Origin of the sequence: Corynebacterium pseudokroppenstedtii, assembly GCF_019754945.1 — a bacterium.
GTDB lineage: Bacteria > Actinomycetota > Actinomycetes > Mycobacteriales > Mycobacteriaceae > Corynebacterium > Corynebacterium pseudokroppenstedtii.
On record NZ_JAEUWU010000001.1, the window covers coordinates 516,522 to 531,448 of the forward strand.

At 56.0% G+C, this 14,927-nt stretch carries 13 protein-coding genes; 12 read left to right on the forward strand and 1 reads right to left on the reverse strand.

The window, feature by feature from the left end:
* Positions 1–12: 12 nt before the first annotated feature.
* The 3 genes from JMN36_RS02190 to nusB all read left to right on the forward strand — a co-directional run bounded on the left by JMN36_RS02190 (position 13) and on the right by nusB (position 2,375).
* Positions 13–1,074, forward strand: a complete 1,062-nt coding sequence (locus tag JMN36_RS02190; RefSeq protein WP_204088513.1) for a M24 family metallopeptidase — start codon at positions 13–15, stop codon at positions 1,072–1,074.
* A gap of 147 nt (positions 1,075–1,221) precedes the next feature.
* On the forward strand, positions 1,222–1,785 hold the full coding sequence (efp, locus tag JMN36_RS02195; RefSeq protein ID WP_204088512.1) for an elongation factor P: 564 nt from the start codon (positions 1,222–1,224) through the stop codon (positions 1,783–1,785).
* Between the two features lie 11 nt (positions 1,786–1,796).
* The gene (nusB, locus tag JMN36_RS02200; RefSeq protein WP_204088511.1) at positions 1,797–2,375 is read left to right on the forward strand and encodes a transcription antitermination factor NusB; all 579 of its coding nucleotides are present in this window, start codon (positions 1,797–1,799) and stop codon (positions 2,373–2,375) included.
* Positions 2,376–3,095: 720 nt separating this feature from the next.
* On the opposite strand, the gene JMN36_RS02205 is transcribed toward nusB, so the two are convergent.
* Positions 3,096–4,154 carry a phosphatase PAP2 family protein gene (locus tag JMN36_RS02205; protein WP_236883121.1) on the reverse strand — a complete coding sequence of 353 codons (1,059 nt, stop codon included), beginning with the start codon at positions 4,152–4,154 and terminating at the stop codon, positions 3,096–3,098.
* Between the two features lie 534 nt (positions 4,155–4,688).
* On the opposite strand from JMN36_RS02205, the gene pyrR reads away from it, so the two are divergent.
* From pyrR to rpoZ, 9 genes are all read left to right on the forward strand, one after another.
* Entirely contained in the window at positions 4,689–5,342 is a 654-nt protein-coding gene (gene pyrR, locus JMN36_RS02210; RefSeq protein WP_204088510.1) for a bifunctional pyr operon transcriptional regulator/uracil phosphoribosyltransferase PyrR, read from the forward strand.
* Positions 5,339–6,295, forward strand: a complete 957-nt coding sequence (locus JMN36_RS02215; protein ID WP_204088509.1) for an aspartate carbamoyltransferase catalytic subunit — start codon at positions 5,339–5,341, stop codon at positions 6,293–6,295. The genes pyrR and JMN36_RS02215 overlap by 4 nt, the downstream gene beginning before the upstream one ends.
* A 1-nt stretch (position 6,296) precedes the next feature.
* Positions 6,297–7,661, forward strand: a complete 1,365-nt coding sequence (locus JMN36_RS02220; protein WP_204088508.1) for a dihydroorotase — start codon at positions 6,297–6,299, stop codon at positions 7,659–7,661.
* Positions 7,661–8,908: a glutamine-hydrolyzing carbamoyl-phosphate synthase small subunit gene (gene carA, locus JMN36_RS02225; protein ID WP_204088507.1), complete on the forward strand. Its 1,248-nt coding sequence runs from the start codon at positions 7,661–7,663 to the stop codon at positions 8,906–8,908. The genes JMN36_RS02220 and carA overlap by 1 nt, the downstream gene beginning before the upstream one ends.
* Positions 8,909–12,382, forward strand: coding sequence for a carbamoyl-phosphate synthase large subunit (gene carB, locus JMN36_RS02230; protein WP_221923783.1), 3,474 nt, complete (start codon positions 8,909–8,911; stop codon positions 12,380–12,382).
* 54 nt (positions 12,383–12,436) lie between these two features.
* Positions 12,437–13,465, forward strand: coding sequence for an orotidine-5'-phosphate decarboxylase (gene pyrF, locus JMN36_RS02235; protein WP_221923784.1), 1,029 nt, complete (start codon positions 12,437–12,439; stop codon positions 13,463–13,465).
* Between the two features lie 205 nt (positions 13,466–13,670).
* Positions 13,671–13,997, forward strand: a complete 327-nt coding sequence (mihF, locus tag JMN36_RS02240) for an integration host factor, actinobacterial type (RefSeq protein ID WP_012731628.1) — start codon at positions 13,671–13,673, stop codon at positions 13,995–13,997.
* A gap of 3 nt (positions 13,998–14,000) precedes the next feature.
* Positions 14,001–14,576 (forward strand): guanylate kinase, encoded by a 576-nt coding sequence (gmk, locus tag JMN36_RS02245; RefSeq protein WP_204088504.1) that lies wholly within the window; start codon positions 14,001–14,003, stop codon positions 14,574–14,576.
* Positions 14,573–14,860, forward strand: coding sequence for a DNA-directed RNA polymerase subunit omega (rpoZ, locus tag JMN36_RS02250; protein WP_012731626.1), 288 nt, complete (start codon positions 14,573–14,575; stop codon positions 14,858–14,860). The genes gmk and rpoZ overlap by 4 nt, the downstream gene beginning before the upstream one ends.
* The last annotated feature ends 67 nt before the right edge of the window (positions 14,861–14,927 follow it).

Sequence of the window (14,927 nt, forward strand, 5' to 3'; positions counted from 1 at the left end):
AGGTATTGATTGATGGATCGTGAAAAACTTTATGCTCAGCGTCGGGACGCAGCGCGAGAGTTGCTTAACAAGGCCGATGTACCTGCTCTTTTAGTTACTAATTTAAAAAATGTCCGTTATCTCACGGGGTTTAGTGGCTCAAACGCAGCACTCCTTCTGACCACTGATGGCAAGGAACTCCTCGGTACCGATGGTCGATACACCACCCAGGTTGCCGACGAAGCCCCCGGCATTGAAGTTCTTATCGAACGGGACACAGTTCCTGCTGTTCGGAAAGCATTCGATGGGAAAATAGGCGTTGAAGCCAGTCTCAGCCTTGGTGAAGCAGAGCGTTTAGGCGAGTACACGGTCACTCAAGACCTCATTGAAGATCTGAGAATGACCAAAGACGAATCCGAAATTGCTGCTCTTGACGCTGCAGCTGCCGTGGCCGATAAGGCATGGTTGTCGCTCCTTGAGGATGAAGTCATCCGCGAGGGCGTTCCTGAAAACATCGTGGCTGCCGAACTTGAGTACCGCATGAGGACATTCGGCGCAGACGGAATCTCCTTCGAGACGATTGTGGCGTCGGGAGTTAATGGTGCAAAACCGCACCACAGCGCAAGTACTGATCCGATCCCGAAGGGCCTCATCACCATTGATTTTGGTGTGTACCTCAACGGTTACGCTTCGGATCAAACTCGATTGGTGTCGGTCGGGGAGCCCCCGGAGAAGCAGCGCGAGATTGCGGACACTGTCTACCGTGCTTTCCTTGCCGGTTGTGAGGCGTTGCAGCCAGGCGCAGGTCTGTTCGCTATCGATAAGGTGTGCCGAGACATTATCGACGACGCTGGCTATGGCGAATACTTCGTTCACTCGACTGGCCATGGAGTGGGGCTCGACGTCCATGAGAGGCCATACTCTGCTTCACGTACCGATAAATCAAAGACCATCGACGTCGGCCAAACTCTGACCATCGAACCCGGGATTTACGTGCCCGGCCTCTCGGGAGCGCGAATTGAAAACACGTTGGTGGTCACAGAGGACGGTTCGCGCCCACTCAATACCAGCAGTCCGGCGCTGACGGTCGTCTAGTAGGGTAGACCCTGTACGAGGTCTTCGTCACGGTAGTGGAATCGGCTAAGTCACCGCGGATTGTCGATATCCACTCACGAAGTGCCAAGGTTATGTGAAATCGATATCTCAGGATCATGGTGTGTCCTGAAGGATGAGGAGTTTCCAGTGGCAACTACTGCCGATTTCAAAAATGGGCTAGTTCTGAAACTTGACAACAAACTTCAGCAGATTGTGGAGTTTCAGCACGTCAAGCCGGGTAAAGGGCCAGCGTTCGTCCGTACCAAGCTCAAGGATGTTGTATCCGGGAAAGTCGTCGATAAGACTTTCAATGCTGGTGTCAAGGTCGAGACCGCGACGGTAGACCGCCGTGATATGACGTACCTCTACAACGATGGCACTGATTACGTGGTCATGGACGATAAGAACTACGAGCAGATTCCTCTTTCGCCGGAGCTGATGGGTGACGGTGCTCGGTTCTTATTGGAAAACATGCCCGTCCAGGTCTCTTTCTATGAGGATCAACCGCTGTTCGTTGAGTTGCCGGTTTCCGTGGAACTGAAGGTCAAGCACACCGATCCCGGTTTGCAGGGTGACCGTTCGACAGGTGGCACGAAGCCAGCGACCCTCGAGACTGGAGCAGAGGTGCAGGTTCCTCTCTTCATTGAGACCGGCAATGTCCTGAAAATCGATACGCGTGGTGGCTCCTACCTTTCACGCGTGAATAACTAAGGAACGTGGACGTGGCAGACGACAACGTTGGAGCGTCCTCATCTGCGGACACGCCCATAGAGAATGAGGCGGGTGACCATACCCGGCAGGGTGGCCAGCCTTCCGCCGAGAAGCGACCAAGGTCCACTCGTAGTGGATTTAAGAGGCATGGGTCGAGATATAAAGCCCGACGTCGCGCGGTCGATGTTTTGTTCGAGGCGGAATTTAGAGATCAAGATCCTGTGTATGTCGTCGAGCAGCGACGAGAACTGTCTCAGGATCCGGAATCTGGTGTCTTACCCGTGTCCGATTACACGGCGACGATCGTGTCGGGCGTCGCAGAGAACCTGGATGGCATAGATTCCGCGATTGCCTCTCATTTGTCCTCGACGTGGCGTTTGGACCGTATCCCTGCTGTTGACCGAGCTGTCATGAGGGTGTCGACGTGGGAGTTGCTTCACAATGAGGAAGTGCCTCCGAAGGTCGCAGTTTCTGAAGGGATCGAGTTGGCTTCCGAGTATTCAACGGATGTTGCCCCGGCGTATGTCAACGCAGTTTTGGATGATATCGCTGGAGAAGTGCAGCGTTCGCAGTCGAATGACGAATCATGACATTCGGCGCGAGGTAGGGAAGTATCTGCGCCTGGAATGGTCATAGTCGATTAGCTCCGTCGGTACTCACCGGCGGAGTTTTTCTATGCCTTTTTCTTATGGTGCGGTGGTCCGCTACCACGATGCGTGAGTCACGATGACAGGTGAGCGGGACGGTCTATCCCGGCCCTCCTGCCACCTCAATTAACCCCGAAATGGGGTAATTCTCGCGCCATAATTTCAGTTAAGGGACCTGAGGGACATTTCTACGATTAGCAATGTAACAAACGAGTTACAGATTGATAACAGCAACGAGCTGGAGTTTTGGTATGGCTGGAATAGGAATAACTTATCGTTATGCAATCGGTGCCAGATTAATCTGATAACAGACAGAAAGGTCTATTGAAAGACATTGTAAAACTGGATGTAGAAAACGACTGCCGTTCGTATAACCTAGTCATGCCGACGGAGCCACAGCCAGTCAGCGTTTACCCACTATTCCGGGCCATGCTCATCAAGGGGGCCAAAGGAGCGGTAGACGTGGTGTCACCATTGTGGATCCCGGCCCTACAGCGCGTCGCGCCGCAGGAGGGGCTCTATCTGGGTCGATAGAGAAATGCGGATCGCGACAGACGCGTTAGGTCGGAGGGGGCGGATGACACCCCGGCTGTGGCTCCGTTTGCACTCATACGAGGGCGAAATAAAAAGCCCCACTAGGGGGCTTAGATAGAGGCTTGGGCACTAGCTCAGAGATTCGGCTACGTCGCGGTTCAGATTCGATACGCCACGTTTCCACGGGAGACGGCTACTCAGATTATTCCGAGTCCACCACTTTTCGAGGGTGACGCCGGCGAGGGGAACAACGATCGCAATACCCCAACCCAGCAAAATGTCGAACACATAGTGCTCAGCAAAAAAGACGAGCGTAAAGCCCATCGCAAAGGCGTAGATAAGGCACACAACACCGAGTTTCTTGCGTCGTCGCGCGAACATGTAGGTCGCTAAGTACATGGTGAGCGCAGCGTGTAGGGATGGGATAGCCGCCACAAGGTTCGATTCCTTTTGACCACGTTCGATCAGCGCACCAATCCCTGAAGATTCGTCTGAGGTCGACGACTGTGAGTCACCATTCAACGTATCAGCCGCGACCGTCTTGGGCTCATCATCGCTCGGGCTTTCTTCAGCATGGGCTACGGCCGCCGAGAACCTGAGGTGATTAAGCTTCTCCCAGCCGCGAGCACTCAGGCGCTCAACCCACGGGTGAGTGTCATCATGCTTTCCGTTAACAGGGCCGAGGATGGAACCCTCACCAGCATGATCGTCGACGAACATGCAACGGACGCTACGTGGCCCGTCGGCAACATCCGCGGGTGCGCACCGCCCGGCAGCCCAGGGGGGTGCGGCAGGAACGAACACATAGCCGATAAGACCAATGAACGACACCGTCAACATACCAGCAGCGAAACGCGCGAAATCGGCGCGCGACCGGAGCCATTCGCCGAAGGCCATGATATACGGTGTCACAAAGTAAGAAATGTAGACAATGGCCAGAATGAGTTCCCACCACGGCGGTTCCTCGAAGCGAATCTGCTCCTGCAACCAGACCGTGGGGACGACTCCGAACATCGCCTTATCGATATCCGGGGCTAAGTGCCAATGGACGGGCAGTCCAAGCTGCAAAGACCACGTTCTCGTGTTGTCATAAGCAACAAGAAACAGGAAGAACGGGCTCCAATCAACGATCAATTGATAGAGATGGCGGCGCCCGATCGACAGTGCGGCAAGCCCGCTAGTCAACACAATAAAGAGCGTTGAACGGCCAAAAGGCCATCCTCGAAATGTGATCCACATTATGAGTCCAAGCACCCAAACAGAGACGGCAAGTCGACGGGTAAACCTGAGCTGTTTCGTCGACATGTACCTGAACGGTGGGAGGATGGGGCGAAACTCTTTCGGACTCTGTTTCGCTGGCCGAGAAGATTGAGATCGCTCAGCTTCGTGTGTGGGCTCCACAGATTGAACGCTGGTGGGACGTTCTCCTTCTGCCATAGTCCTGACATCCTTACTCTTCAAAAGGTGACAATGCTGAGCAGAGTCGACCGACAAAAGATAACGTGTTGAGGGTACTCGGCTTCACTCGACGTAATCCAGAAACACTGTTCATATGCGTCAAAGCACGTGAACCGATACACACAGGTACACACAAATGAAGGTTGAGAAAGCCTGCAATCGCCTCATGACCGTGGTAAAGTCCTGGGCGATATCAACAATTTCACATCACTAGGAGTGACATCCTTTAACGGACTGCACCGAGAGGCAGGGAAGGAGGTCACGATGAATACAGCACGTACGTCTACGCCGACAACCGACGCGATGGAGATAGAAATTCTCTCATCCGACGACGTCGGCCGTACTGTTGCACGCATCGCGCACCAGATAATCGAAAAAACAGCACTGGATGCCGACGACGCCAAGCGCGTCGTCCTTTTGGGAATTCCCAGTGGGGGCGTTCCCTTAGCTGAGCGATTAGCTCACCTCATTCACGAGTTCGCGGGAGTCACAGTAGCCACGGGGGCATTGGACATCACCCTGTACCGCGATGATCTTCGTCATAAACCCCACCGAGCTCTCCAACGCACATCAATTCCCGACGACGGAATCGACGGAAAGACCGTCATTCTTGTCGACGATGTTCTGTACTCCGGTCGAAGCGTGCGATCAGCGCTAGATGCGTTACGTGATATCGGTCGCGCCAGCATCGTCCAACTTGCCGTCGTGGTGGACCGAGGCCATCGCGAACTGCCCATCCGCCCGGACTACGTCGGGAAAAATATTCCGACATCCCGTTCAGAAGACGTTATCGTCTTCCTCGAAGAACTCGACGGCCATGACGGTGTTGTTCTGCGCCGGCCAACTACTGGCGGTTCATCGTCGTCGGCGGACGAAGCAGCGGGGGAGAACTCCACTCATGAGGGGAGCAATTCATGAAGCACCTTCTCTCGATGGCGGATCTTTCTGCCGATGAAATCACTGGCCTCCTAGACGAAGCCCAGAACTTCAAAGAAGCTCTCGAAGGACGCGAACTCAAGAAGCTGCCCACCCTCCGAGGCCGCACAATCTTCACCGTGTTCTATGAAAACTCCACCCGCACACGATCCAGCTTTGAAACAGCAGGAAAGTGGATGAGCGCCGACGTCATTAACATCAGCGCATCATCATCTAGCGTGAAAAAAGGGGAGTCACTCCAAGACACCGGCCTAACTCTCACAGCAATTGGCGCCGACGCACTCATCATTCGCCATCCCAGCTCCGGAGCGGCGCAACAATTGGCCCGCTGGGTGGCTCCCAACGGAGACGGTCCCAGCGTCATTAACGCTGGTGATGGTGCCCATCAACACCCGACGCAGGCACTGTTGGACGCGCTCACTCTTCGTCAACGCCTCGGTGGAATCAACGGGCGAAAAATCGTGATCGTGGGGGATATCCTCCACTCGCGCGTCGCGCGTTCTAATGCTGAACTATTGACGAAACTGGGGGCGGAAGTCGTTTATGTCGCCCCACCGACGCTGCTCCCGTATGGGGTAGATACGTGGCCAGTCCGGATTTCCTATGACATGGATTCCGAGCTTGCCGACGCCGATGCCGTCATGATGTTGCGCGTTCAAGCCGAACGCATGGCCGGAGGGTTCTTTCCCAGCCACCGCGAATACGCCACGTTATACGGAATGAGCACTGCGCGGGAGGCCAAGATGAAAGATAAGGCCATCATCATGCACCCGGGGCCCATGCTTCGTGGCATGGAGATTAATTATTCCGTGGCAGATGCCCCCCGAACTGCGGTTTTGCAACAGGTTAACAATGGTGTCCATGTGCGCATGGCGGTCTTGTTCTCGCTGATCATCGGTACCCACGGACAATCTCACACAACGAAGGAGTCATAAATTGAGTGCTCAGTCGTGGCCGGAAACCGGCACACAGGCACCACCTGCACACGGTTCGATCCTTCTCACAGGAGTGCGCCCGTACGGTGAAGGCGACCCCACGTCGGTTCTGATTACCGACGGCATCATCGCGGAAATTGCCCCAACAATCGATGCGCCTGAGGACGCTCGAGTCCTAGACCTGTCCGGTCAGGTGTTGTTGCCAGGCTTCGTTGACATTCACGTCCACCTGCGCGAACCGGGTCGTGAAGACACCGAAACGTTGTTAACCGGGTCCCAAGCTGCCGCGCGAGGGGGTTTTACTGCGGTATTCACCATGCCGAATACCAAACCGGTGATGGACGACCCATCCATCGTCGAATCGGTGTGGTACAAGGGACAAAATATCGGCCTCTGCGACATCCATCCCGTCGGAGCTATCACGAAACAACGTGAGGGGAAAGAGCTCGCTGAACTCGGCATGATGCGGGATTCACAAGCTAGAGTTCGGATGTTTTCCGACGACGGAACATGCGTGAATGACCCCGAGGTGATGCGTCGAGCTGTGGAATATGCCAAGGGGCTCGACGTTTTACTAGCCCAACACTGTGAAGACGCACGGTTAACACAGGGGGCTGTTGCCCATGAGGGGACAATCGCTGCCGAACTCGGGCTTCGAGGATGGCCACGCGTTGCGGAAGAATCAATTGTCGCTCGTGATTCCATCATGACCAGGGACTATGGCGGCCGCGTCCATATTTGTCACGCGTCCACTGAAGGTACGGTCTCGTTGGTGAAATGGGCGAAAGAGCAGAAGCTTCCTGTCACCGCCGAAGTCACTCCTCATCACCTGATCCTTACCGATGAGCGCCTCCGCACCTATGACGGCGTCAACAAAGTTAACCCGCCTCTTCGCGAAGAGCGGGATGTTCTCGCGCTTCGTGATGCACTGCGTGACCGCATTATCGATTGTGTCGCCACCGACCACGCCCCGCACGGATCCGAAGAGAAATGCTGTGAGTTCGACCATGCCCGTCCGGGGATGCTCGGGCTGGAAACATCGCTGAGCATCATCTCTCAGCTCTTTGTCGAAACGGGATTAGAAGACTGGCGTTTTGTTGCCACAGTGATGTCCGAGCGCCCGGCGGAAATCGTCCGACTTCCAGGGCAGGGCCGTCCTATCGCGGTTGGCGAGCCAGCCAACTTGACCGCCATTGATCCCGATCACCGGTGGGTAACGAGCGGGAAGGCTCTCGCTTCCAAAGCGGATAACACTCCGTACGAGGGTATGGAGTTTCGCGCCAAAGTCACTACCACGATTCTCCGTGGGCACATCACCTGCCTAGACGGTGAAGCCTCCCAGCCCTTGGACAGAAAGGTTCACTAGTGAGTACATCGCCCACATCGCTACACACGACTGACTCTCTTTCCTCGAATACCGACGCACAGTCGGGGAATCGTCCCGCCGTTCTCGTTCTCGCTGATGGACGCGTTTTCCGCGGGACATCCTTCGGGGCCACAGGCCGTGCCCTCGGCGAGGCCGTCTTCACCACGGGCATGACCGGTTACCAGGAAACGATGACGGACCCGTCGTATCGTCGTCAGTTAGTGTGCGCGACCGCGCCACAAATCGGAAACACCGGGTGGAATGACGAAGACGATGAGTCGCGTGGATCCACTATCTGGGTATCAGGTTTGATTATCCGTGACCTTTCCGCCCGCCCGTCCAACTGGCGGAGCAAGCGTTCCCTCCAAGACGAAATGGCGTCACAGGGAATAATCGGCATTAAGAACGTCGACACCCGTGCATTGGTTCGCCATCTGCGCGACAAAGGATCAGTCAACGCTGGGATATTTACTGGTGATGAGGCTGCAAAACCCGTCGACGAGCTTCTGTCTATCGTCAACGAGATTCCGTCAATGGCTGGCCAGGACCTTGCTGAAGAAGTGAGCACCGACGAGCCTTATATCGTTGAGCCCGAGGGAACGTCGTCGCAGTCGGATACTCTGACCGTCGTCGCCTATGACATGGGAATTAAGACCAATACGCCGCGAAACTTCTCGCGACGCGGCATTAAGACAGTCGTTGTCCCGGCGAATACCTCATTCGACGACATCCAGAAGTACAACCCTGACGGGGTGTTTATCTCCAATGGTCCGGGGGATCCGTCGACGGCGGACATCATGGTCGATATTGTCCGCCAGGTTCTTTCAGCGAAAATCCCCTTCTTCGGAATTTGTTTCGGGAACCAGATTTTTGGCCGAGCATTAGGTTTAGGTACCTACAAACTCAAATTTGGTCACCGCGGAATTAACGTCCCCGTAGTCGACGTCGCCACGGGACGTGTCTCCATCACCGCCCAAAACCACGGATTCGCCTTGCTTCCTCCGCATGTTGACGACGCGTCGGAAAAACTCAGCACCGAAGAGCTGACAGCCAGTTTCAATACTCCCTTCGGACCTGCGCACGTCACCCACATTTGCCCTAACGACAACGTGGTAGAAGGCGTTGCTCTCAACGATGGGCGGGCTTTCTCTGTGCAGTACCACCCAGAGGCGGCTGCGGGTCCCCATGACGCGAATCCGCTTTTCGACCAGTTCGTGACCGTTATGCAAGAAGGAAAGGCCAAGTAAATGCCACGCCGTACAAACCTTAACCACGTGCTGGTCATCGGGTCTGGCCCTATTGTCATCGGCCAAGCATGTGAATTTGACTACTCCGGAACTCAGGCATGTCGAGTCCTCGAACAAGAAGGACTCCGCGTCACCTTAATTAACTCCAATCCCGCGACCATCATGACCGACCCTGAGTTCGCGGACCATACCTATATCGAACCGATCGATCCCGAATACATCGAGAAGATCTTCGAAAAAGAAGCTGCCGAAGGGCACCCCATTGATGCTGTGCTCGCCACACTTGGTGGGCAGACAGCTCTCAACGCCGCCATTCAGCTTGACCGGCGGGGAATCCTGGCCAAACACCACGTGGAACTCATTGGTGCTGATATTGAGGCAATTGAAAGGGGGGAGGACCGGCAAAAGTTTAAAGATATCGTCGAAAAAGTTGGTGGCGAGTCGGCGCGATCACGAGTGTGCCACAACATGGAGGAAGTTCACGAAACCGTCGCTGAGCTCGGCCTTCCTGTTGTTGTTCGCCCCTCATTCACTATGGGTGGGTTGGGATCCGGCCTTGCCTACACGTACGACGACATCGACCGCATCGCCGGCGGCGGATTAGCAGCCTCGCCCGAGGCAAATGTGCTCATCGAAGAATCCATTCTGGGATGGAAAGAGTATGAGCTTGAGCTCATGCGGGATGGCAACGATAATGTTGTCATCGTCTGTTCAATCGAAAACGTGGACGCGGTAGGCGTTCATACAGGGGACTCCGTCACTGTTGCACCTGCGCTCACTCTGACCGACCGCGAATTTCAGGTCATGCGTGACCAGGCCATCGCCATTCTGCGCGAGGTCGGCGTCGATACAGGCGGGTGCAATATCCAATTCGCGGTGAACCCTGACAATGGGCGCATTGTCACCATCGAGATGAATCCACGCGTGTCACGTTCATCGGCATTGGCATCGAAGGCAACCGGTTTCCCCATCGCGAAAATCGCGGCCAAACTGGCAATTGGATACACCTTAGATGAAATCCGCAATGATATCACCGGTGTGACCCCGGCGGCATTTGAGCCGACGCTGGACTACGTCGTCGTCAAGGCTCCTCGTTTTGCGTTCGAAAAATTCCCTGGTTCCGACGACACCCTGACCACGTCCATGAAGTCGGTGGGCGAAGCGATGGCATTGGGGCGCAATTACATTGCCGGCCTGAACAAGGTTCTTCGTTCCCTGGAGAACAAAGAAACCGGCTTCTGGACGTATCCCGACGAACACTTTGCTGGCGAATCGGCTAAGGACAAAGCGGCTGTCGTGGACATGCTCCGCGTGCCCAAAGAAGGACGCTTGTACCTTGTTGAACTTGCTCTTCGGCTGGGGGCCAGCGTCGACGAGGTCCACGAAGCGTCCGGCATTGACCCCTGGTTTATCGCGGAAATCGAGCAACTGGTGGCTTTCCGTAAGGAACTAGAAGCGGCGCCGGTGCTCACCGAAGACCTGTTGCGTCGAGCGAAGTACCTTGGGCTCTCTGACGCGCAAATCGCCAGTGTGAGGCCTGAACTCGCCGGAGAGAATGGGGTGCGCACACTACGGTGGTCTCTCGGTATTCGCCCGGTATTCAAAACGGTGGATACGTGTGCGGCGGAGTTTGAGGCGAAAACTCCGTATCACTACAGCGCGTATGAACTTGATCCGGCCGCTGAAAGTGAAGTGACTCCGCAGAAAGAGAAAGAGAAGATCCTCATTCTCGGTTCTGGCCCCAACCGTATTGGTCAGGGGATTGAGTTCGACTACTCGTGTGTTCACGCGGCATTGGAACTCTCACGCATCGGCTATGAGACGGTCATGGTTAACTGCAACCCTGAGACTGTCTCGACCGACTACGACACCGCTGACCGCCTCTACTTTGAGCCGTTGACCTTTGAAGATGTCATGGAGGTCTACCACGCCGAATCCGAGTCGGGAAATGTGGCAGGCGTCATCTGCCAGTTGGGCGGGCAGACACCGCTAGGCCTTGCTGAGCGGCTCAAAGAGGCCGGCGTTCCGGTGATCGGAACAACTCCCGAGGCCATTAACCTGGCGGAAGACCGCGGTGAGTTCGGAGGGGTTCTCCAACGCTCTGGACTTCCGGCACCGGCCTATGGGACGGCGAAGAACCTCGAGGAAGCTCAGGCGGTAGCGTCGTCAATTGGCTATCCAGTGCTGGTCCGGCCTTCCTACGTGTTGGGCGGCCGCGGCATGGAAATTGTCTATGATGATGACTCTCTCGCCGACTACATTTCCCGAGCGACCGAAATCACCCACGATCATCCCGTCCTCGTTGACCGATTCTTGGACAATGCCATTGAAATCGACGTCGACGCTTTATGCGATGGTGACGAGGTTTATCTCGCTGGCGTCATGGAGCACATTGAGGAAGCCGGTATTCACTCGGGCGACTCAGCCTGCGCTATTCCGCCCATGACCCTGGGCACAGAGGATATCGACACTGTTCGACGGTCCACAGCAGCGCTGGCTCGTGAAATCGGCGTACGAGGACTCATGAACGTCCAGTTCGCCCTGAAAGATGACACTCTCTATGTCATCGAAGCGAACCCGCGAGCCTCGCGGACGGTGCCTTTCGTGTCCAAAGCGACCGGCGTTCCGTTGGCGAAAGCCGCCGCCCGCATATCTGTCGGCGCCACGCTCCATGAGCTGCGCATGGAAGGAATGATCCCCACAGACCACGACGGCGGTTCACTTCCTCTCGACGCGCCGATTGCGGTCAAGGAAGCGGTGTTGCCGTTCCGGAGGTTCCGTCGGCAGGATGGTTCACTATTGGATTCGCTCTTGTCCCCAGAGATGAAGTCGACCGGTGAAGTCATGGGGCTTGACCGCGCGTTCGGTGCAGCCTACGCCAAGTCACAGGCTGGGGCTTACGGACGACTCCCCGTATCGGGGACGGTGTTTGTGTCAGTCGCCAACCACGACAAACGGACCATGGTTTTCCCCATCCAACGTTTAGCCACGCTGGGATTTTCGCTGCTGGCGACGGAGGGCACTGCGGGGATGCTCCGTCGCAATGGAATCCCGTGTGAAGTCGTCGCTAAGCAATCGCAAGTCCATGAAGACAACCCCAGCGTCGATCACGTTGAAGTGGGGACCGTTCATCGGGATAAGGACGGCCGCCGGTCCATCGTCGACCTTATTTTGGACGGACAGGTTGATCTCATCATTAACACACCAGCTGGGAGTTCTGGCGCCCGCCACGATGGTTACGAGATCCGCGCGGCAGCTTTGAACGCTGAGATCCCCTGCATTACGACGGTCCAGGCGGCAGTCGCAGCGGTCCAGGCGATCGAATCCATCCATGGCATCTCCGAGGCGGCTCCAAAGGAGCACGAGAGCGATGAACAAGGCAACCAGCAACCAGGACAGGACGGTGCTGAAGAGGATGATCGCAGGCCAAATACATCGCTGATGGTGGCAGCAATCCAGGATCTTCATGCATGAGTTGTTCAACCCGTTAGTGAAGCTCGTGAGAAAGGCTCGTGAGAGAGGGTAAATATGTGTGATCGACAGCCGTCGGCGTCGTCCTCGGTGGGCGATTCAGGATCGGCGGGACAAGAGCCATCCGCGTCAAAGCATGTCTCAGGTGGGCATGCGTCATTTGGTGATCGCCTTGCTGAAGGCGCTCTGAATCGTTCGCGACTATGTGTCGGAATCGATCCCCACCCGGGTCTCCTTGACCAGTGGGGGCTTCCCGCGACAGTTGATGGGCTCGAGAGCTTTACTATGCGATGCGTCGAGGCCTTCGGCACGACAGTCGCCTTGGTTAAGCCGCAAGTAGCCTTCTTCGAGTCGTATGGTTCGCGAGGCTTCGCAGTATTGGAGAAGGCCATCGCTGCCCTCCACGAGGCAGGGACACTTGTTCTTGCCGACGCCAAACGCGGCGATATTGGTTCGACGATGGCAGCCTACGCTGATGCCTGGCTGGGGGAGACCTCGCCGCTGCGATGCGACGCGGTGACCGTCAGCCCCTACACCGGCTTTGGCGCACTCGAGCCTGTGCTGGACCTTGCAGAGCGTCAAGGACAGGGTGTGTACGTCTTGGCGGCAACGTCGAATCCGGAGGCTGAGACCCTCCAATCGGCGCGGATTAGACGCTCTCGTGGCTCACAGCGTCAGGACCAGCGTCGTCAGGACGATTCGCCCAATGCCGACGACGGCGACAGCGTCGCCCAACACATCGTCGACGAATGCGCTACGCGTAATCAGCTGTACCGTCGGAAAACCGGTAGCCGATTCGGAAACGTTGGTGTCGTAGTGGGGGCTACCTTAGGGCTACCCACACAGGGATCAGACGCGGTGCGCAAGGCTCCGGATCTGTCTGCGCTCAACGGCCCTGTCCTTCTTCCTGGGGTAGGGGCTCAAGGGGCGAGCGCGGATGATGTCCGTCGCCTTACGACACACGTCGAACCCCTAGCTTTCCCCAATATATCGAGGGCAATATTGAAACATGGCCCAGATATAGGTAGCTTGCAGAAGGCTGTAGAGGCGAATGCCCAGGACTATCCCGGTATGGTGTTAGAATGACTCGCGTTGTCTCAACCAGGGGCAGACTTAACTTTGACCTGGTCAGCGTCTATAGTCATTGGTGCTGTTTGCCAGGCTCACTATTTGCGAAGTTGGTCGGGTGCTTCAACGAACCTGGAGACAATTACGCGGTCACCTTGTGACCCGCACCGAAACCCGAACATCAGTAAGTGAAGTATTCATCGATTGACATTACGGAGGAACCGTGGCCCTTCCCCAGTTAACGCCCGAACAGCGTGCTGCTGCACTCGAGAAAGCTGCTCAAGCTCGCAAGGCACGTGCCGAGCTCAAGGAAAAGCTCAAGAAAGGTGAGACCGACCTTCAGGCGGTGTTGAAGAAGGCCGACGAGGACGAAATCCTGGGCAAGATGAAGGTCTCGGCTTTGCTCGAGGCGTTGCCAAAGGTGGGTAAGGTTAAGGCTCAGGAAATCATGAAAGAGCTGGAAATCGCCCCGACACGTCGTTTGCGTGGCTTAGGTGAGCGTCAGCGTCGTGCTCTGCTTGAGCGCTTTGGCTTCGATCCGGAGAAATAAACCTTGACAACAAATCGTGGCAATCTTGTGGTTCTCGCGGGACCCAGCGCAGTAGGAAAGTCCACAGTGGTTCATCGTCTGCGTGAAACGGTGCCCGATTTGTACTTCAGCGTGTCTATGACGACACGGGCCCCCCGCCCCGGCGAGGAAAATGGCGTGGATTATTTGTACGTCTCCGACGACGAATTTACCCGCCATGTTGAAGCTGGGGATATGTTGGAGTGGGCTGAAATCCATGGTGGTCTTCAGCGTTCTGGCACACCGGCTGGCCCCGTTCGTGACGCTCTTGACAGTAACCGGCCAGTCCTCATCGAGGTAGACCTTGAGGGTGCTCGGAATGTGAAGAAAACTCTTCCGGAGGCTCACACCGTTTTCCTCATGCCACCTTCGTGGGAGGTTCTCGTCGAGCGTTTGACAGGTCGGGGCACTGAACCGCCGGATGTTATTGAACGTCGCCTCGAGACTGCCCATAGAGAGCTGGCCGCCAAGGATGAGTTCGACCACATCGTGGTTAATGACTCCGTGGACAACGCTGTTCGCGCTATTGCCGCACTACTCACGGCCGAAAGGACATCGTGACTACACCTAATTTGGCTTCTGTCAATGACGACAATGTATTTGACCCGCCGGTAGGTATTACCAACCCGCCGATTGACGAGCTACTGGGCAAGGTGTCGTCAAAGTACGCCCTTGTCATCTTTGCTGCTAAGCGAGCTCGCCAGATCAATGATTACTTCAAGAGCGTCGATGACTCGGTCTTTGAGTTCGTTGGCCCACTTGTCACCCCCGAGCCTGGTGAGAAGCCGCTCTCGATTGCTTTGCGTGAGATTAACGACGGCCTCCTCGACCACACCGAGGGCTAAGAGTTCTACGGTGAGGGCCAGCGGAGTACACATGACGGGTAGCCAATGCCTGCACGTGTTTCCGCTC